Genomic DNA, 17,566 nt, shown 5'->3' with positions numbered 1-17,566 from the left:
ATATCGCCGGGAGCGGGTCTCCCGGCGTGGCCGACTCCGCCACGGGCGGCGCCTGCAAGGGTGCCGCCCGTTCTGTTATGTGCGCCAGCCAACGGCGGCGCCGCTCCCGATTCTGTTACCCTCGAAACATACCTTCGGGATATCCCATCACAAGAGGCTTACCATGCAGCGCATCCTGACACTTTCCTCCCTGGCCGCCACCGGCTTGCTGCTTTCCGCCTGCGCATCGCTGGGCACGCCTGCAGGCTTGCAGGCGGGGCAGACCGTGGCCATCGTCAATAGTCTGAGCTGGGACAATCCCCTGACGGGCAAGCGCGATGGCGTGCGCACCAGCTGGCCTATCAAGGATGGCAAGATTGCCCCTGAGTATTTTCCTCTGGCGCAATTGAAGCAATGCGATGCGGACGGCAAGCCTTGCGCCTGGGGCGTGATGCGGGCGCAGCGCGGCGCGCCCACGCTCGCTTACACGGATGGCGGCGTGGACCTGGCGCTGAACGTGTCCATCGACGTGGCGCGGCGCCAGGATGCGCGCCAGGGCGAGACGCAGACGGCGATGGCGATTCCCCAGGATGTGGCGGCACTGGCTGGCCGCCAGCAGCTGCAGCCCAGCTGGAAATTGAAGTATGGAAAGGTCGAGCAGGTCGAACTTGATTACGGCGTGCGCTACCAGGTGTGCGTGCAGCGCTACGACGCCGCGGGCAAGGCCATCGATACCTGCGCGATTCCGTTTATTTGAGGAAACATGCCGCCTGGGCCGCTTGTGGCAGCTTTGCCACATTTCATGTTGCAGCGTGCGTCGGGGTGTAACAATCGGTAAAAGCACAGCAAAGCACGGCGTAATTTCTTATAGTACTTAATTAAGGTAGTACACATTAGGAGAATTGCGATGAAAACCCTGTTGGCAGTAATTTCGCTGGCCGCCCTGGGTGGCTGCGTCGTGGCGCCCCCCGGACCCGCGTATTACGGTTCGCGCGCGCCGCAGGGAACCTACAATCCCTACGACTGGCATACAGTCTCGTCCACCCCGGTGCAGTCATCGCGCGTGGAATACACGAATGAGCCCGTCTACGTGCAGCAGCCCGTGTATGTGCCGGCGCCCGTATACGCGCCGCAACCGTATTATTACAATCCCCCCGTATCGATCGGGCTGGACTTCATGTTTGGTTTTGGACGTTACGGCGGACACCGTGGCGGCTGGGGCGGGCACGGACGCTACTACGGCCGCCGCTAGAGGCTCCCTGCAGCACCTTACGCCAGAATGCGCGCCGTGCTTCGTTCCAAGCGAAGCACGGCGCGCATTGTCATTGGCGGGCGTCGCCGCGAAGCTGAATTAGTGGAAATACACCGAACTCTGGTGCAGCACATCCGCCGAGCACAGGATATACACCGCCGCCGCTGCCAGACCTATTTGCAAGGCGCCAAAGCTGATCGGGATGAGGCGGGACATGTCGTACTCCTGAGTGGTGGGAAATGTGTGGTCAGGTTTTCATCATAGTTTGAGTTGATGCTCTGGTGCATCGGATGAATGTCCGTCGCGATGTAGGACAACACCTCGTGGCTGGCGCCCAGCCTCGCTCTCCGGCCGATTAGCGGTTTTTCCAGCGCACTACCGGCTCTTCCGGCGCCGTGTCCGGCACGTTCGAGATCGCCAGCCAGTGCGTCAGGCGTTCCGGATGCTTGAGATTGATGCCCATGCCATCGATGATGCCGACCTGTTCCAGCATGCGCGCATCGATTTTCGCCTTCGACACTGTGGGTGCGCCCATGACCATGCGGTCATACGCCTTGCGCGCCTTGTGTTCCCACTTGTGCAGATTGCTTTCGTCGAAACGGTTCGCTTCGAAATACACGGTCAGGGTGCCATCGAGGTTGCCGAAGCCGACGATGCCCGCGCCCTTGCGGATGGTGGTGGTGTTGTCGATGTCAAATTCCGCCGTGGGCACGAAAATGCCGGCGCGGCCATCGATGTCGGGACGACCCACTGGCGTATCCTTGCCGTAGGAACTGGTTTCGGTAATAGTTTTTTCTGCAGACATGGGGCGTGTGTGGTGGCCAAGCCGAGAGCGCAAACGGGCCCGGCAGCGCCAGTCATCCTGTTCAAAAAATGCGTGCTGATGATCAGGGCGGGGTAGTGGCCCTGGCGGAGCGATGCTAGGCATTGCTTGATACCCTACTATTGTAGCGTCAATTTAATTCTTCTTGGCAACATTTTATGAGCTGATGCACCCGCTCGCCCATGAAAAAAGCCGCCCGGCCAGATGGCGGGGCGGCTATTGCGTGAAGACTGGCCCGGCGTCAGGCGGCAGTCTTGCGGCGTGCCACGAAACCCAGCAAGCCCAGGCCCAGCAGCATCATGGCGTAGGTTTCCGGTTCCGGCACGGCAGCCATCACCGAGACGTTGTCCAGGTAGGAGCCATATGTGGGCGCGCTGACGGGGCCGATCGATTCGAAGCGCAGAACTGTCGAGCTACCCACCGCCGTCAGGTTCTGGCTGTAGCTTTGCCAGACACCACCCGTGTTGCCGACCAGGGCCGTGGGTGTCAGCAGGGTGGAACCCCAGTACACGTTCATCTGGCTGCTCGCGCCGCCCGGCGTGTCGGGACGGCCCGAATAGGCAAACGACAGCGCATACGTGCCGCCAGCCGTCGTGGCGATCGATTGCGACAGCGAGGACAGGCTTTCGGTATTGAGTTCCAGGTATTGCATGCCATCGGCGGCGACGGGGTTGAAACCGCTCTGGCCGCCTTGCGTGGCGCCTCTCTGGATTTCAAAGGCCGTATCGCCGCTGACGGACGAAGTCCAGCCCGTGACAGCGCTCAACTGCGCATAGGGCGAGGCAATGACATTGCTTTCGAAACTGCCGTTGACCACCAATTCGGTCGCGGCGTTGGCGGCGCCAGCGGTGGCCAGGGCGGCCAATGCGGCAATCTTCAGGACGGTAGTTGGCATTTTCATGGTGGTCTCGTTTGATTGATTATAAGATAATTTAATTTCCTAAATGACATTTAAATAATATCACCAAAAATCACACAAAGAGCAAGTGATCGCTAAAAATATGTGCAATTGTGAAATCATTTGTATCTCTAATGCAATTAATTCCCATTGCGAAATAAATAATGCTTGTGGGAAGGCGAGCGCCGCCTCGGACCCTCTTGCATGATGGAATTTTTGTAACATCGGGGCGTAAAAAAACCTGCATCGAAACAACAAGATGCAGGTTCTTCTGAGGATGGCTGCGGGTGCGGCGGCATATCAATTCGATAGGCACTGCCGCATGCAGGGGTCAGAACGCCAGGCGGCCCTGCAGGTAGACCATGCGCGGCGCGCCCACCAGCTTGCCCAGGTTGCCATCCGAAGTGCGCGTAAAGTAACGCTTGTCGCTCAGGTTATTGACGCCGGCGACCAGTTCCAGGCCTTTCTGGCCCGGTACCGTCCATTTCACTTGCGTATTCCAGGTGCGAAAGCCCGGGATCACGCCCAGGTTGCCGGCCGCGTTTTCCGCCACGCTGTTGGCGTCGTCGGCGAACTGGCGGCTCTGGTGGCTGCTTGACAGGTCGAAGCCCCAGGCGCCCAGCTGGTAGTGGGCGCCGACGGTGTCCGTGTTGCGCGAATAGAAGGGCACGTCATTGCCCGCGTTCACGCCATCCTGCAAGGTCGCCTTGGTATAAGTGTAGGTGGCGTAAGCATTCAAGCCGGCCAGCGGGCCGGACTGGTCGAAGTGGTAATCGATGGCCGTTTCCAGGCCCCGGTGAAGCGTGGCGCCCACGTTGTAGAAGGCGACGTTTTCGCCGCTGCCCACGGACTGGATCTGGTTGTCGAACTTGATGTTGAACAAGGTCGCTTCAGCCGACAGTTGGCCGCTCTTCCAGCGCGCGCCAAGCTCGGCTGTTTTCGCCAGTTCCGGCTGCAGCGGGTTCTTGCTCGACTGGGCATTGAGCTGCGTGTTTTGCACGGCGCCAAACGAGCTGTTGTAGTTGCTGAACAGGGTCACGTTGTTGTTGAGCAGATAGGCCACGTTCAGCGAGGGCAGGGCCTTGTTGTTGAGCAACTCGATCTTCTGGTCGGTCGGCAAGTGATTGAAGCGTACCGTCTTGATGTGTTCATAGCGCACGCCCGGCGTGATCCGCCAGGCACCGATGGCGATCTTGTCGTCGATATACACGGCCTGGGCATCGGTGGCGTTGTCGGCAAAGCGCGTCGGCGCCTGTCGCACGCCGCTGGCGATGACAACATTGTAGATGGTCTCGTCGGCCCGCTCGGCCAGGTAGCGGTAGCCGATGGTGACGTCCTGAGAAACCTTGCCCGTGATGAAGCGCTGCGTGTAGCGCGGTTCGATGGCCGTCGTTTCATAGTTGCGCGGCTGGTGCCCCAGGTTTTTCCCGCTGATCAGGGTGCTTTCGCGCGAGCTCTTGTTGTAATAGGCGCGCATTTCGAATTCCTGCGTGCCGGAGATGGCATTCAGGTAGCCGATGTCGACAGCCTTGCGCTCGCCGTTCCAGTAGTCGGTGGGGCGCGTGTTCTGGAACGGGTCCTGCTTGTACTGCGCGGCGGTCAGGCCGCCCGGCGTGCGCGACGTCACGTCGTAGTAGGACAGCTTGCCGTACACCTCGGCCGTGGGGCTCAGGTCGTAGCGGAATTTCAGGGCGAAATCGTTGACTTTTTCATCGCTGCCGACGCGCCAGTCGCTGCCGCGGATGCCCGAGTACAGCACCGCCAGGCCCAGGCCGCTGTCGAGCTGGGTGCCTGCAAAGACGCTGGCTTGCGTGTTGTGGCCCACTTCGCTGTACGCGTTATGGCGTACGGTGGCGTCGCCCGTGATGCCTGGCGTGGTGGGCACGCGGCGTGTCTTGAAATTGATGATGCCGCCCACGTTTTGCGGGCCGAAGCGCACCGCGCCGCCGCCGCGCACCACGTCGACCGTTTCGACATTGGCCAGGCTGACGGGTGCGAACGACAGTTGCGGCTGGCCATACGGCGCCACCGACATCGGTATGCCATCGAGTAACACCGTGCTGCGTGGCGAATAGCGGCCGGCCAGGCCGCGCACACCGATGTTGAGTGAAATGGCGCTGCCGGCGCTACCCGAGTTGTCGCTGATCTGTACGCCGGGAATGCGGCGCATCACATCGCTGAGGCTAGCCGCGCCCGAGTTTTCGATGTCATCCTTTTGCACCACCGTGCGCGCGCCCGCGAAATTTTTCGTGCTGGCGGCCATGCTGGTGCCCAGCAGGTTGCCGCTGACCTGGATGGATTCCAGGATGGGTCCGGCGCTATCGGCTGTATTGGCGTCCTGTGCCTGCGCTGCAAGGGACGCGCCCAGGCAGGCGAAGGCGACGGCCAGCGCGCACGGGCGCAGCGACAAGGGCAGTGTGGAAAGTGTGGCAGCCATGCATGAATCTCCGTAATGACAATGTTTGCGCGGGCAATCGGGCGGCGCGACAACATCGTGGCGTGGACATCCGGCGCAAGGGGATAAGAATGATAATGATTCTCATTTTATCCGTCAATTGCGCGTACTGCGTAGGGTGGGCTTTCTTCTCACGAAGGCAGGGAAGTGTTGCTGGCGCGGTACAGCGGTCGCCAGGATTGCCGCTTGGCTACAGTGCTAGGGTGCGGCGGCATTGTGCGTGCTTCTTGTATACTGCCACTTTTGCAGCCGTAAGACGTGAACGTACTATGAGCCAGACAACTGAAACGACACCAGGCCATTCCCCCGTGGAGCGCCGCCAGGGCGACCAGCAAGCAAGTGCTGGGCGCAAACTCAATCTGCTGGTGGTCGACGACAACCAGGAAGTGGGCGAATCGCTGGCCATGCTGCTCGAAGCGCTGGGTCATAGCGCGGTGGTAGTGCGGAACTGGCAGATGGCCGTCGAGCAAGTCAAGCTGTGCGTGCCCGACGCCGTCTACCTCGACATCGAAATGCCCGGCATCAGCGGCATCGAAATCGGCCGCCGCCTGCACCACCATCCCGAGACGGCCAACGCCGTGCTGATCGCCGTCACCGGCCACAGCCTGCCCATGTATATGGACGACGCGCTGGCCGTGGGCTTCCGCCACTTCCTCGTGAAACCCGTGCGCCTGGAAGACCTTGCGACGACGGTGCAGTCGGTGCTGGCTGGCTAAAATCTGTGCTAAGGTTTGCGGCCCATCCCCGGGCGTCCGGACACAGGCACGCAATGACCATGCACTCCCGGCAGCCAGCTGCAAGCAGCGACCTGGCCAGCCGTTATCTGCGCGCGCTGGCCGACTTCGACACGGAGTTGCTCGACCGTCATGCGCCGCGTGCCGATGCGAAAGAACTCTCCGGTCTCTTCCTTCCCAGCGTGCCGCCCAACTGGCTTGGCGCCCGGCAGCGCATCATGATCGTTGGCTGTGAAACGCGGCAATGGAATGTGCTGCAAACAGGGGAGCGTTTTAGTTCGCTGGAGCACTATGTTGAGCAGTCAATGTCGGTGCACCAGGCTTACTTTGCGCAGCAATTGTCGCGCTCGGATATCAAGGGCCGTGCCTTCCATAATTTTACGCGCGCCGTGGCGCAGCGCTCCGGCAGCGACGGCTTGATCTACGCCAACCTGTTATGCATGGCATGGAAACAAGGCAGTCCCGTCCGGTGCGATCATTTTGATCAGATCAAACACTATTCCAAGTTACTGCTGGATGTGCAAATCGCTTTCTTCCAGCCCGAGATCATTATTTTTGCCAACGGCAGTGCCACCGCAGGTTACCGGCGCGACTTCTTTCCACTGGCCCGCGATGAGCAGGGCAAGGCCTTGGGCTGCGATTATGTTGACGATGGTGTCCCGAATGCGCAATTGTGGCAGTTCCCGCTGGGTCACAGAAAATGCTACCGCATCCAGCATCCGTCGTCGCGCTCGCCTGCTGCCGCCAGCGCGCGCCAGTTCCTGTTGGGATTGCTACCGGGGAAGCCGGAGTGAGACGGCCGAAGGCGCCGTTTTTATTTATGGCTGGCGGAAATGAAAAAAGGGTTACAAGCCGAAGCATGTAACCCTTTGATTTACCACTAATTCTTTGGGGTGGCTGATGGGGCTCGAACCCATAACAACAGGAATCCCAATCCTAGCGCTTAACTGAACTTTCCTCTTTTAAATCAATGACCTAAAAATTTGATATTCCAACGGTGAGCAATTTTTTATCACCAGCCTATGCGGCCTCCAGCATGCGCGTCGGAAGATTCGTAGTCTTCCTAAGACCTCCTCAATGAGTTTTTCTTATTGGCAGGATGCTATGCTAGTGGCCCAACGGCCGAGTTCGGCCAAAACCGGCTAGTCACGTAAGCGCAGAGCATGACTCTATCGCTGCGGGAGCAGGCCTTGTAGAAAATGCTTGGACTTAAGAGGCTGGTTGATTAATGGACAGAATAAGACATGCAGTCGTTAACGCCCAGTGGTTTAGCGCACTAGGTAGCTATCACCCTAGCGAAGGTCAAATAGCTCTCCCGAATTTGAGTGCCTGGGACAGGCCACGCTTCCCAGCGGAGTTAGACACTAGCTTAGCAAAAATTGCTTCAGATATGGACTGGCTGCCCAGCTCCCGCGATCAACCCGACCCGATCCATGGAGAGTACCTCAGGACCATCTTGAAGGACAATGGACCTGCGTACCAGCAAGAAGTCTTTGAGTCCTACAAGTTGGCCTTGAAATCATTGAGGGTGGTGCCCGACAGGACGATTTTCTCTGGGGCGAACGACTTCACACAAGCGGCTAAAGATTCGGCAATCTATTGTGTGCGGATGGCTACCTTGGAAGTCTTGAATGCCCAACCTGGTTTTTGGTTTGACGCTTTGATGATTTATCGCGACGGCAATTGGCCATGTGGTCTGTTACCTGATAGGACGCTAGTGGTCTTCTAATCGCGTTCCTAGGCCGCATCAATTTGCAGCCAGGGAATGGCAGTCCGCTATGGGGCGAAAGCAGAGCTACGAGTCAGTTGTGGCATAAGGATGTCCTGACAGAAAAATCATTGTCCGGGCTGGGATTGCAGTAGGGTGTCGGTTTATGATGGTGCCAAGTGACCAGGCGAAGAAACATGTCTACTCGGTCGCTCCAGCCTTCTTTACTTTCCGGCGATCGTAGTGCTCGTGCGTGGTGCTTGGGTTCGCACCGTATATTTGCAGATAGTGGACATCAGCGATCACTCCTTGTTCGCCTTCGCCGGCGCGCCAGCTTTGGCGCGTGCGTCCAAGTACTAATACCAGCACGCGCAAGGCGTCGCGCAGGGCAGGGCGGCCGTGCAGGCACTGTGGGATGCCGACAAGAAGTCCCGTGCAGCTGCGGAAGCGGTGGCGCAGCGCGTCGCTTAGAACCTGGCATTCGCCAAACAACAGGCCGCTACTGCGCTGGCCATCACGAAAGCCTACGATGAAGAAATCAACGATGTGCGCGCTCGCCTTGCTGTTGAGCGAATGCGCAAGCCCGCCTTCTGTGCAAGTGCTGGACTTGCCGCCTACTTCGGCGCCGGTGGCGCCGAAGTAGGCGCTGCAGCCGATCCCGCCGGCGGGCTACTTCCTGACGCGGTGGCGCGAGATATTCAAGCCCTGATCCTGCAGACGGAAGAGGTGGCCGCGACAGGGCGCGCTTGCCAGGCGTTTGTGTGGGGCAGTAACACGGGGCAATAGATCATCGAAATTTCCATCTTTACTCCCTGTTTAACGGCCGCGCCAAAGCTGCCGGCCTACGAATTTCACCAGCTAATGCCAGCGAAGATGGGGGGGGATTCTCCTGGCGCTGAAGCGGGCTCGCATGGGTTTCCTTGTTAACTGACAAGCACGGAGGGAAAGCTTAAAATGATCTAATCATAACTACGTTGGGTAAGATGTGCTAAACGATAAGCCGAGGTTGTTTTACCTAGACGCGATACGAGGTATTGCTGCTCTGATGGTTGTTTTCTCCCACTACAACGAGCGAACTCCCGTTCATAAATTCTGGTTGTTTGAGTTTTTCACTCCAGGGCAGTTTGGCGTGGTAGTTTTCTTTATTCTTAGCGGATTTGTAATACCTTACAGTTTTGAACATAGCAAAGGAAACTCCAGAAGTTTCCTTATTTCGAGGTTTTTTCGTTTGTATCCAGCATACTGGCTTTCTGTATTGTTAGCAGCGGTATCGGCGATTTACTTTTTGAAATCACCATTTCCGTTGGGGATGGTTGTGGCAAATTTAACAATGGTGCAAAAACTTTTCGGCTATTCTGATGCGTTTGGTACGTATTGGACTCTGTTTATAGAGTTGATTTTTTATGGGTTGTGTGTGGCTTTGTCTATTGGTGGTGTCCTTTCGAATTTAAAATTCAAATTTTACTTATCAATATCATTTTTGTTTTTAAGCGTAATAACTGCCTGGATGCGAAATAGGTATAATTTAAACATGCCTGTTGGTATTGTGGTTTCTCTATCTATGATGTTGTTTGGTTCTGTTTGGCGCGACTTCATTGTAAACAAGGGAAGGATGGCAAAAATATATTCAATACTATGGATATTGGTATTTCTTATTACTTTCCCAATAGTATCTTTTTCCGTTTATGACCTTGATAATGGACATGGTGAAAGTGCTTTTAATTATATTGGAAGTTTTTTCCTTGGAGTGCTATTTTTTGTATTGCTAACAACAAAGTTAAAGATAGAAAACAAGGTGTTGGTTTATCTTGGTGCTGTGAGTTATTCTATGTATTTACTGCATCCGTTTGTTCTTGAATTTACAAGCAGCATGATTGATCTAAGTAGTGGATTTTATCCATATTACTTTTTATTATATATTTTTCTTGTTTTAATAATGTCATCGTTGTCATATTTCTTGGTGGAAAAGCCAGCAATTCGTATCGGGAGAAAAATGAGGGATCACCTCAATAGGTTACCACCGACCGCAAACATAGGTATGTAAGTGAGCCACTGCACTCCTTACGATCCATCTAGCGTGCATAACTTAAGCCTAGCGCTACGGCGTGACGCAGGGCAGCGGCTAACCTGCAGCCGAGACGTTTGATGCCTTGTCGCGCCTAAAGAAAAGCCTGCCACCTTACGGTCTCAGGCATTTTTTTTGCTATGTCATTTATGCCAATGGCGATTAGTCCGTTACCGGTCAACGTAGTGAGGGCAAGCATTGAGGGACGAGTAGGTCCGGCGAACTATCCTGTACAGCTCCCGCCCAACCCGCGCCGATCAGTTTTTTCTGACTCTCATCGCCCAAGTCGTAGTTCTTTTGGCCTTGATGGACGACATTTGCCACAGTAATTAAGTGTAGATCGTTATGGACATGAAACTCCCGATCATGCCATTTCAGCGCCCTCCGCCCCGCGGCTCAGCTCAGTGCAACCATGTGCCACTTGAACGATTCGACCTCAGGAATCTTCGACTACACCCTGAAGCGCCCTTATTGTCAACGGGGCAGGGTGGAGCTGCGCCCGGAAAATCCGGCGTACAAGTCGATCTGCCTGGCCGAAGGTAGCGAGCTGCAAATATGGGGTGTGGTGACCGGCGTCGTGCGAAAGCTCCGGGTGTGACATGGGTTGCCCGGCCAAGCAGATTTTCGCGCTTGTCGACGTCAACAATATGTACATCAGCTGCGAGCGCGTTTTCAACCCTCGCTTGCGCGACCGCCCGGTCGTGGTGCTGTCCAATAACGATGGCTGCTCCGTGGCCAGGCCGAACGAGGTGAAGGCCCTGGGCGTTCCGATGGGCGCGCCCTGGTTCCAGATGCGCGACCTGGCGCGCCAGCATGGAATAGTGGGCTTGTCATCGAACTATACCTTGTACGCGGATATGAGCAATCGCATCATGACCATCCTTCGGACCTACAGCCCCAATGTCGAGGTCTACTCGATAGATGAATCGTTTCTCAGCCTGAGTGGCCTGGGGGGGGGCTGTGGGCTTCGCCGATAGCTATGGGGCAGCACATATGTCGCTCGCGCCGGCGAGAAACTGCGCGGCGAGCACTCCCTGTGCGGCGCTGTTCATGTTTTCGTGCAAACGAACCGGTTTCTTGAGCAGGATAAGCAATATAGCAATGGCATCACCATCCCGCTGGTAGAACCCAGTGCTGATAGCCGCGTCTTGGCCGGTGCCGCATTGCACGGCCTGGCCATGATTTTCCGCGAGGGCTTCAAGTACAAGAAGGCCGGGATTATGCTGATGGATCTGCAGCCGGATACCCAGCGCCAGGGCGTCTTGTTTGATGCTGGCCAGGACAGGGCTCGATCAGTGCGGGCGATGGCTGCCCTCGATGCGTTAAATGAGCGGTTCGGACGCGATACCGTGCACCTTGGATCTGCAGGCTTGGCCAGGCGTTGGGCAATGTTGTCAGAAAATCGGACGCCTCGATACACCGGCAAGCCTCTCTACATGAGTAATTTTCCAGTCAATATATCGGGTTCGATGTCCCGGAGGAGAAGGGTATTTGTTGGAAAGTATAAAAAACTGTTGGGAAATGAAAAAAGGGTTACATGCCGAAGCATGTAACCCTTTAATTTACCACTAATTCTGTGGGGTGGCTGATGGGGCTCGAACCCACGACAACAGGAATCACAATCCTGGACTCTACCAACTGAGCTACAGCCACCACTGTCTTACTTGCCTGTTTAGCTGTTTTGCTGAACAGGTGCCGAATTATACAAAGAACTCGGCAAAGTGGCAAATCTAAATGCAGTCTTTTTTAAAGAATCGAAAGATTGCATGAAAACGCTCGTTTTCGCTCACACGGACAGGTGTGCGACGGGCGGCTGCAAGTCCAGCAAACCGGCGAAGGCTTTCGCCAAGGACTCGACCTTGGCCGTCGTGTAGCCTTGCAGTCGCGGTGCGTCGTTGTCGATGCGGCGTAGACTTGCCGCGTCCAGCAGGCGGGCCAGCTGGCGCGCCACGGCGTCGCCCGTGTCGACCAGGGTGATCTGTTCCTGCGTATGCGCGCGCACCGTGCGTACTATGGCGTCCTGCACGAAAGGGTAGTGGGTGCAGCCCAGCACCAGGGTGTCGACGCCCAGCTCCAGCATGGGCGCGATGTAGCGTTCCAGCATGGCGCTCGTAGCGTCCGTCGGATCATTGCCCAGCTCGCACTGTTCGATGCGGTCGGCCAGGCCGATGCAGGGCTGCAGGATGAACGTGGCACCCGTGGCGGCGCTGACCTGTTCGCGCAGGGCCAGCAGCTTGTCGCCGCGCAAGGCGCGTTCCGTGGCCAGGACGGCGATCTTGCCATTGCGGCTGATGCTGGCCGCCGGTTTCAAGCCCGGTTCGACGCCGACGATGGGCAGGTCCGGGTAGCGCGCGCGCAGCGCCTTGATGGCGGCGATGGTGGCCGTGTTGCACGCCACCACCAATGCTTTCGCGCCTTGCTGTAACAGGAAGGCGGTGATCGCCAGCGAACGGTCGACTACTTGCTGTTCCGTCTTGTCGCCGTATGGCGCATACGCGGAATCGGCAAAGTACATTAAATCTTCCTGCGGCAACTGCGCGCGGATATGGCGCAGCACCGACAGGCCGCCCACGCCGGAGTCAAAAATGCCGATGGGCGCGTCTGGGCGGGCAGTGCTTGCAATAGAAGTCATATAAAGCCGAATTAGATAAAAAAACGCCGCGCTATGTTGCCGCGCGGCGTCGGGTAGTGCCTGTTTAAGCGACCGTCACGGGAATCTTGCTGACGCTACTGAGTTGCTCGATCTTCGCCTGCCATTCTTTCGGGCCCGTGTTGTGCACCGAAGTGCCTTTCGCATCCACGGCCACCGTCACTGGCATGTCGACGACGTCGAATTCGTAGATCGCTTCCATGCCCATGTCGGCAAAGCCCAGCACCTTGGCGTGCTTGATGGCTTTCGACACCAGGTAGGCGGCGCCGCCCACGGCCATCAGGTAGGCCGACTGGTGCTTCTGGATCGATTCGATGGCGACGGGGCCACGCTCTGCCTTGCCGATCATGGCGATCAGGCCCGTTTTTTCCAGCATCATGTCGGTGAACTTGTCCATGCGCGTGGCGGTCGTCGGACCGGCCGGGCCGACGGCTTCGTCGCGCACCGGATCGACGGGACCGACGTAGTAAATGACGCGGTTTTTGAAGTCGACCGGCAATTCTTCGCCCTTGGCCAGCATGTCCTGGATGCGCTTGTGCGCGGCGTCGCGGCCCGTCAGCATCTTGCCGTTCAACAGCAAGGTCTGACCCGGCGTCCACGAAGCGACTTCTTCCTTGGTCAGGGTATTCAGGTCGACGCGCTTGGATTTTTCCGTGTCCGGCGTCCAGTGCACTTCCGGCCACGACGACAGCGATGGCGGCGTCATGTAGGCAGGGCCGGAGCCGTCGAGCACGAAGTGGCCGTGGCGCGTGGCGGCGCAGTTCGGGATCATGGCGACAGGCTTCGACGCGGCGTGCGTCGGGTGCATCATGATTTTCACGTCGAGCACGGTCGTCAGGCCGCCCAGGCCCTGCGCGCCAATGCCCAGCGAGTTGATCTTGTCGCACAGCTCGATACGCAGTTCTTCCAGCTTGTTCTGCGGGCCGCGTTGTTTCAGCTCAAACATGTCGATGTCTTCCATCAACACCTCTTTTGCCATCAGCATGGCTTTTTCAGCCGTGCCGCCGATGCCGATGCCCAGCATGCCAGGCGGGCACCAGCCGGCGCCCATTGTTGGCACGGTCTTCATGACCCAGTCCACCAGCGAATCGGACGGGTTCATCATGATCATCTTGGATTTGTTTTCCGAGCCGCCGCCCTTGGCAGCGACTTTCACGTCGACGGTATTTCCTTCGACCAGTTCCATGTGCACCACGGCTGGCGTGTTGTCCTTGGTGTTCTTGCGGTCGAAATGCGGGTCGGCCACGATGGAGGCACGCAGCTTGTTGTCGTCGAAGTTGTACGCGCGGCGCACGCCTTCGTTGACGGCGTCGGTGACCGTGCCGCTGAAACCTTCGAAGCGCACGCCCATGCCGATTTTCAGGAAGACGTTGACGATGCCCGTGTCCTGGCAAATCGGACGCTTGCCCTCCGCGCACATGCGCGAGTTGGTCAGGATTTGCGCGATCGCATCTTTTGCCGCCGGGCTTTGCTCGGCCGCATAGGCGCGCGCCAGATGCTCGATGTAATCAGCAGGGTGGTAGTAGCTAATGTACTGCAACGCTGCGGCGACGGATTCGATCAGGTCTTCTTGCTTTATGACAGTCATGGTGTTCTCGCGGTGGATAAGAAGGGTAAGATTCTTTACTAATTACGGCATCGGAAATAACAAAGCCCATGGCCACCGCTGGCGGCCATGGGCTTCTTTCTAATGGGGCGCCCGGGCCTGGTTCTGCGTCACGGTCATGATGCGGTCCGTGTAGGCAATCGCCATCGCCGACAGGATGAAGACCATATGGATCGCCGTTTGCGCGATGACCACATTCGGTTCCTTGGCATACGCGGTGGCGTTGATGAAGGTCTTCAGCAGGTGGATGGACGAAATGCCGATGATGGCCATCGCCAGTTTCGTCTTCAGCACGGATGCATTTACATGCGACAGCCATTCAGGCTGGTCCGGATGGTCGTCCAGGTGCATGCGCGAGACAAACGTTTCGTAGCCGCCGATGATGACCATGATCAACAGGTTCGAGATCATGACCACGTCGATCAAGCCCAGCACCACCAGCATGATGGTCGCTTCATTGAGCTTGACCGGTGGCGGCACGCCGGCCACGGTGACGGCGCTGATGACGTGCTGCAGGGCCGCATCATTGCCGAACACGGCGCCGATCAGGTCCGACAGTTCCACCCAGAAGTGAAATACGTACACGCATTGTGCGAGGATCAGGCCCAGGTACAGCGGCAGCTGCAGCCAGCGCGACATGAAGATGAAGGCGGACAGGGGATGCAGTTTGCTATGTTTGGGTTTTTGTGAATGGTCGATCATCTGGAGTTTCCTGGGGGTAAATACCAATTTTTGGTATGCCCGACATTTTACACTCGCTGCTGATCACTGCGCATACCCTCGATTTGGATTCTTGGCCTTGATGAAACACAAAGTGGCATCAGGTAGTTGCGGTGTTGTCGGTTTTTCATCCTGAAGGCTGGATGGCGCACTCTTGACGCCCGTCGCCAGTGGCGATTATGGTTAGAATGGATCGAGGAAAACGCCGCATGTAAGGCGTCAGTAAGACAGCAGGAATATTGTGTTAACAAACAATTACTACACTGGAGACTAGCATGGCCGCTATAGAGAACCAAGGGCAGGGCACAGAGCAGCAGGGACCGGAAGAGTCGCGCGTATTTGAACCGTCGGCAGCATTTGCCGCACAGGCAACGATTTCTGGCATGGACGCTTACCGCGCCATGGTGGCCGATGCCGAGCGCGACTACGAAGGCTTCTGGGCCAAGCTAGCGCGCGAAAACCTGAGCTGGAAAAAGCCGTTCACCCGCACCCTGAACGAAGACAACGCCCCGTTCTACAAGTGGTTCGAAGACGGCCTGCTGAACGTGTCCTATAACTGCCTGGACCGCAACATCGAAAATGGCCTTGGCGACAAGACGGCCATCATCTTCGAAGCGGATGACGGCACCGTCACCAAGGCAACATACAAAGAGCTGCACGAAAAAGTCTGCAAGTTCGCCAACGGCCTGAAAGCCAAAGGTATCGCCAAGGGTGACCGCGTCATCATCTATATGTCGATGTCCGTCGAAGGCGTTGCCGCAATGCAAGCGTGCGCGCGCATCGGCGCCACCCACTCCGTCGTGTTCGGCGGCTTCTCGGCAAAGTCCTTGCAGGAACGCATCATCGACGCGGGCGCCGTGGCCGTCATCACGGGCGACGAGCAATTGCGCGGCGGCAAGAAGCTGCCACTGAAATCCATCGTCGACGAAGCGCTGGCGCTGGGCGGCTGCGATTGCGTGAAAAACGTCATCGTCTACAAACGCACGGGCAGCGACTTGCCGATGGTAGCTGGCCGCGACACCTGGCTGCACGACCTGGTCGAAGGCCAGAGTGCGCAATGCGAGCCGGAATGGGTCGATGCCGAGCATCCACTGTTTATCTTGTACACCTCCGGTTCGACGGGCACGCCGAAGGGCGTGCAGCATTCGAGCGGCGGCTACCTGCTGTGGGCCGCGCTGACGATGAAGTGGAGTTTCGACATCAAGCCCAACGACGTGTTCTGGTGCACGGCCGACATCGGCTGGGTGACGGGCCACAGCTACATCGCGTATGGCCCGATGGCCGTGGGCGCCACGCAAGTGGTGTTCGAAGGGATCCCGACCTACCCGAACGCGGGCCGTTTCTGGGAAACCATCAAGAAGCACAACGTCAGCATTTTCTACACGGCGCCTACGGCCATCCGGTCGCTGATCAAGGCGGCCGACGTGGACCCGAAAGTCCATCCAAGCAACTACGACCTGACCAGCCTGCGCCTGCTTGGCACGGTTGGCGAGCCGATCAATCCGGAAGCGTGGATGTGGTACTACAAGCACATCGGCGGCGAGAAATGCCCGATTGTCGATACCTTCTGGCAAACGGAAACGGGTGGCCACATGATCACCCCGCTGCCAGGCGCCACGCCGATGGTCCCCGGTTCCTGCACCCTGCCATTGCCGGGCATCATGGCCGCCATCGTCGATGAAGCGGGCCAGGACGTGCCGAACGGCCAGGGCGGCATCTTGGTGGTGAAGCGCCCATGGCCATCGATGATTCGCACGATCTGGAACAACCCCGAGCGTTTCAAGTCCAGCTACTTCCCGGAAGAACTGGGCGGCAAGATGTACCTGGCAGGCGACGGCGCCATCCGCAACAAGGAAACGGGCTACTTCACCATCACGGGCCGCATCGATGACGTCTTGAACGTGTCGGGCCACCGCATGGGCACGATGGAAATCGAATCGGCCCTGGTAGCCAACCCGCTGGTGGCCGAAGCGGCCGTGGTGGGCCGTCCGGACGACACGACAGGCGAATCGATCTGCGCCTTCGTGGTGCTGAAGCAAGCGCGTCCGACAGGCGAAGAAGCCAAGAAGCTGGCCCTGGAGCTGCGCAACTGGGTCGGCAAGGAAATCGGCCCGATCGCCAAACCGAAGGAAATCCGTTTCGGCGACAACCTGCCAAAAACCCGCTCCGGAAAAATCATGCGCCGCCTGCTGCGCGTGCTGGCCAAGGGCGAGACGATCACGCAAGACGTCTCGACCCTGGAAAACCCGGCGATTCTGGATCAGCTGAAGGAAACGTCTTAACAGACAGGCCAGTCCCTCCGGAAGGACCGTGCGCACCACTGGGGGCGCATCCTTCCGGCGGGCCTGGCCAAACTTTTACCCCAGGGTAAATAACTTTGGCAGTCCGTAGAATCTTTGCTATAATCTGCGGCTTCGCGACAAGCGATATGCAGTACACAATGTGAGCAAGCAAGACGCGCGCATTGCCTTCAGGAGAGATGGCTGAGCGGCTGAAGGCGCACGCCTGGAAAGCGTGTATAGGGTAATACTCTATCGGGGGTTCGAATCCCCCTCTCTCCGCCAAAGACGAAAAAGAAAAAGCTACCCTCGGGTAGCTTTTTTTTCGTCTGTAGGCGGAGAGAAGCACGCCCCCTGCGGGGCGTGCGCGGGGGATTCGAAGGGTCGGGCCTACCGG

The 17,566-nt window shown here is 57.7% G+C and carries 16 protein-coding genes, 2 tRNA genes and 1 pseudogene; 12 read left to right on the top strand and 7 right to left on the bottom strand.

Annotated elements, in window-relative coordinates:
- Positions 1 to 163: 163 nt before the first annotated feature.
- Both C8C89_RS26120 and C8C89_RS26115 read left to right on the top strand, forming a co-directional pair.
- The gene (locus tag C8C89_RS26120; protein ID WP_133994007.1) at positions 164 to 736 is read left to right on the top strand and encodes a hypothetical protein; all 573 of its coding nucleotides are present in this window, start codon (positions 164 to 166) and stop codon (positions 734 to 736) included.
- Positions 737 to 886: 150 nt separating this feature from the next.
- Positions 887 to 1,231 carry a hypothetical protein gene (locus tag C8C89_RS26115; protein ID WP_133994004.1) on the top strand — a complete coding sequence of 115 codons (345 nt, stop codon included), beginning with the start codon at positions 887 to 889 and terminating at the stop codon, positions 1,229 to 1,231.
- A 355-nt stretch (positions 1,232 to 1,586) separates the two neighbouring features.
- On the opposite strand, the gene C8C89_RS26110 is transcribed toward C8C89_RS26115, so the two are convergent.
- The 3 genes from C8C89_RS26110 to C8C89_RS26100 form a co-directional block, all read right to left on the bottom strand.
- The gene (locus tag C8C89_RS26110; protein WP_101484088.1) at positions 1,587 to 2,036 is read right to left on the bottom strand and encodes a hypothetical protein; all 450 of its coding nucleotides are present in this window, start codon (positions 2,034 to 2,036) and stop codon (positions 1,587 to 1,589) included.
- 259 nt (positions 2,037 to 2,295) lie between these two features.
- Positions 2,296 to 2,955 carry an FxDxF family PEP-CTERM protein gene (locus C8C89_RS26105; protein WP_101484886.1) on the bottom strand — a complete coding sequence of 220 codons (660 nt, stop codon included), beginning with the start codon at positions 2,953 to 2,955 and terminating at the stop codon, positions 2,296 to 2,298.
- Between the two features lie 328 nt (positions 2,956 to 3,283).
- Positions 3,284 to 5,389, bottom strand: coding sequence for a TonB-dependent siderophore receptor (locus C8C89_RS26100; protein ID WP_133994003.1), 2,106 nt, complete (start codon positions 5,387 to 5,389; stop codon positions 3,284 to 3,286).
- A gap of 287 nt (positions 5,390 to 5,676) precedes the next feature.
- On the opposite strand from C8C89_RS26100, the gene C8C89_RS27130 reads away from it, so the two are divergent.
- The 8 genes and pseudogenes from C8C89_RS27130 to C8C89_RS27565 all read left to right on the top strand — a co-directional run bounded on the left by C8C89_RS27130 (position 5,677) and on the right by C8C89_RS27565 (position 11,467).
- Positions 5,677 to 6,123, top strand: coding sequence for a response regulator (locus tag C8C89_RS27130; RefSeq protein ID WP_166674921.1), 447 nt, complete (start codon positions 5,677 to 5,679; stop codon positions 6,121 to 6,123).
- A 53-nt stretch (positions 6,124 to 6,176) separates the two neighbouring features.
- Positions 6,177 to 6,935 (top strand): hypothetical protein, encoded by a 759-nt coding sequence (locus C8C89_RS26090; protein ID WP_166674920.1) that lies wholly within the window; start codon positions 6,177 to 6,179, stop codon positions 6,933 to 6,935.
- 1,487 nt (positions 6,936 to 8,422) lie between these two features.
- Positions 8,423 to 8,635: a hypothetical protein gene (locus tag C8C89_RS26085; RefSeq protein ID WP_133993997.1), complete on the top strand. Its 213-nt coding sequence runs from the start codon at positions 8,423 to 8,425 to the stop codon at positions 8,633 to 8,635.
- Between the two features lie 199 nt (positions 8,636 to 8,834).
- Complete coding sequence (locus C8C89_RS26080; RefSeq protein ID WP_133993995.1) at positions 8,835 to 9,893, top strand: acyltransferase; 1,059 nt, start codon at positions 8,835 to 8,837, stop codon at positions 9,891 to 9,893.
- 442 nt (positions 9,894 to 10,335) lie between these two features.
- Entirely contained in the window at positions 10,336 to 10,512 is a 177-nt protein-coding gene (locus tag C8C89_RS27125) for a S24 family peptidase (RefSeq protein ID WP_166674919.1), read from the top strand.
- 1 nt (position 10,513) lies between these two features.
- Positions 10,514 to 10,891, top strand: coding sequence for a hypothetical protein (locus C8C89_RS27465; protein WP_133993993.1), 378 nt, complete (start codon positions 10,514 to 10,516; stop codon positions 10,889 to 10,891).
- A gap of 24 nt (positions 10,892 to 10,915) precedes the next feature.
- A pseudogene (locus C8C89_RS27570) lies at positions 10,916 to 11,161 on the top strand (DNA polymerase V subunit UmuC); the annotation flags it as partial.
- A complete protein-coding gene (locus C8C89_RS27565; protein ID WP_347876612.1) occupies positions 11,135 to 11,467 on the top strand; it encodes a DUF4113 domain-containing protein in 333 nt (110 codons plus the stop codon). The pseudogene C8C89_RS27570 and the gene C8C89_RS27565, both read left to right, overlap by 27 nt.
- Before the next feature lie 24 nt (positions 11,468 to 11,491).
- Here the strand turns inward: C8C89_RS27565 and C8C89_RS26065 are convergent.
- The 4 genes from C8C89_RS26065 to C8C89_RS26050 form a co-directional block, all read right to left on the bottom strand.
- A tRNA-His gene (locus C8C89_RS26065) sits at positions 11,492 to 11,567 on the bottom strand.
- A 133-nt stretch (positions 11,568 to 11,700) separates the two neighbouring features.
- A complete protein-coding gene (gene murI / locus C8C89_RS26060) occupies positions 11,701 to 12,546 on the bottom strand; it encodes a glutamate racemase (protein WP_133993989.1) in 846 nt (281 codons plus the stop codon).
- Between the two features lie 64 nt (positions 12,547 to 12,610).
- Positions 12,611 to 14,152 carry a fumarate hydratase gene (locus C8C89_RS26055; protein WP_133993986.1) on the bottom strand — a complete coding sequence of 514 codons (1,542 nt, stop codon included), beginning with the start codon at positions 14,150 to 14,152 and terminating at the stop codon, positions 12,611 to 12,613.
- Positions 14,153 to 14,251: 99 nt separating this feature from the next.
- Positions 14,252 to 14,872, bottom strand: a complete 621-nt coding sequence (locus C8C89_RS26050; RefSeq protein ID WP_096234101.1) for a TIGR00645 family protein — start codon at positions 14,870 to 14,872, stop codon at positions 14,252 to 14,254.
- Between the two features lie 293 nt (positions 14,873 to 15,165).
- Here C8C89_RS26050 and acs point away from each other — a divergent pair, with 293 nt between their 5' ends.
- Both acs and C8C89_RS26040 read left to right on the top strand, forming a co-directional pair.
- Positions 15,166 to 17,172, top strand: coding sequence for an acetate--CoA ligase (acs, locus tag C8C89_RS26045; protein WP_101484094.1), 2,007 nt, complete (start codon positions 15,166 to 15,168; stop codon positions 17,170 to 17,172).
- Between the two features lie 191 nt (positions 17,173 to 17,363).
- A tRNA-Ser gene (locus C8C89_RS26040) sits at positions 17,364 to 17,454 on the top strand.
- Positions 17,455 to 17,566 lie beyond the last annotated feature (112 nt).

It is taken from the genome of Janthinobacterium sp. 75, from assembly GCF_004365495.1.
In the GTDB taxonomy this organism is placed as follows: Bacteria; Pseudomonadota; Gammaproteobacteria; order Burkholderiales; family Burkholderiaceae_D; genus Janthinobacterium.
This window is presented reverse-complemented; position numbering and strand designations above follow the sequence as displayed.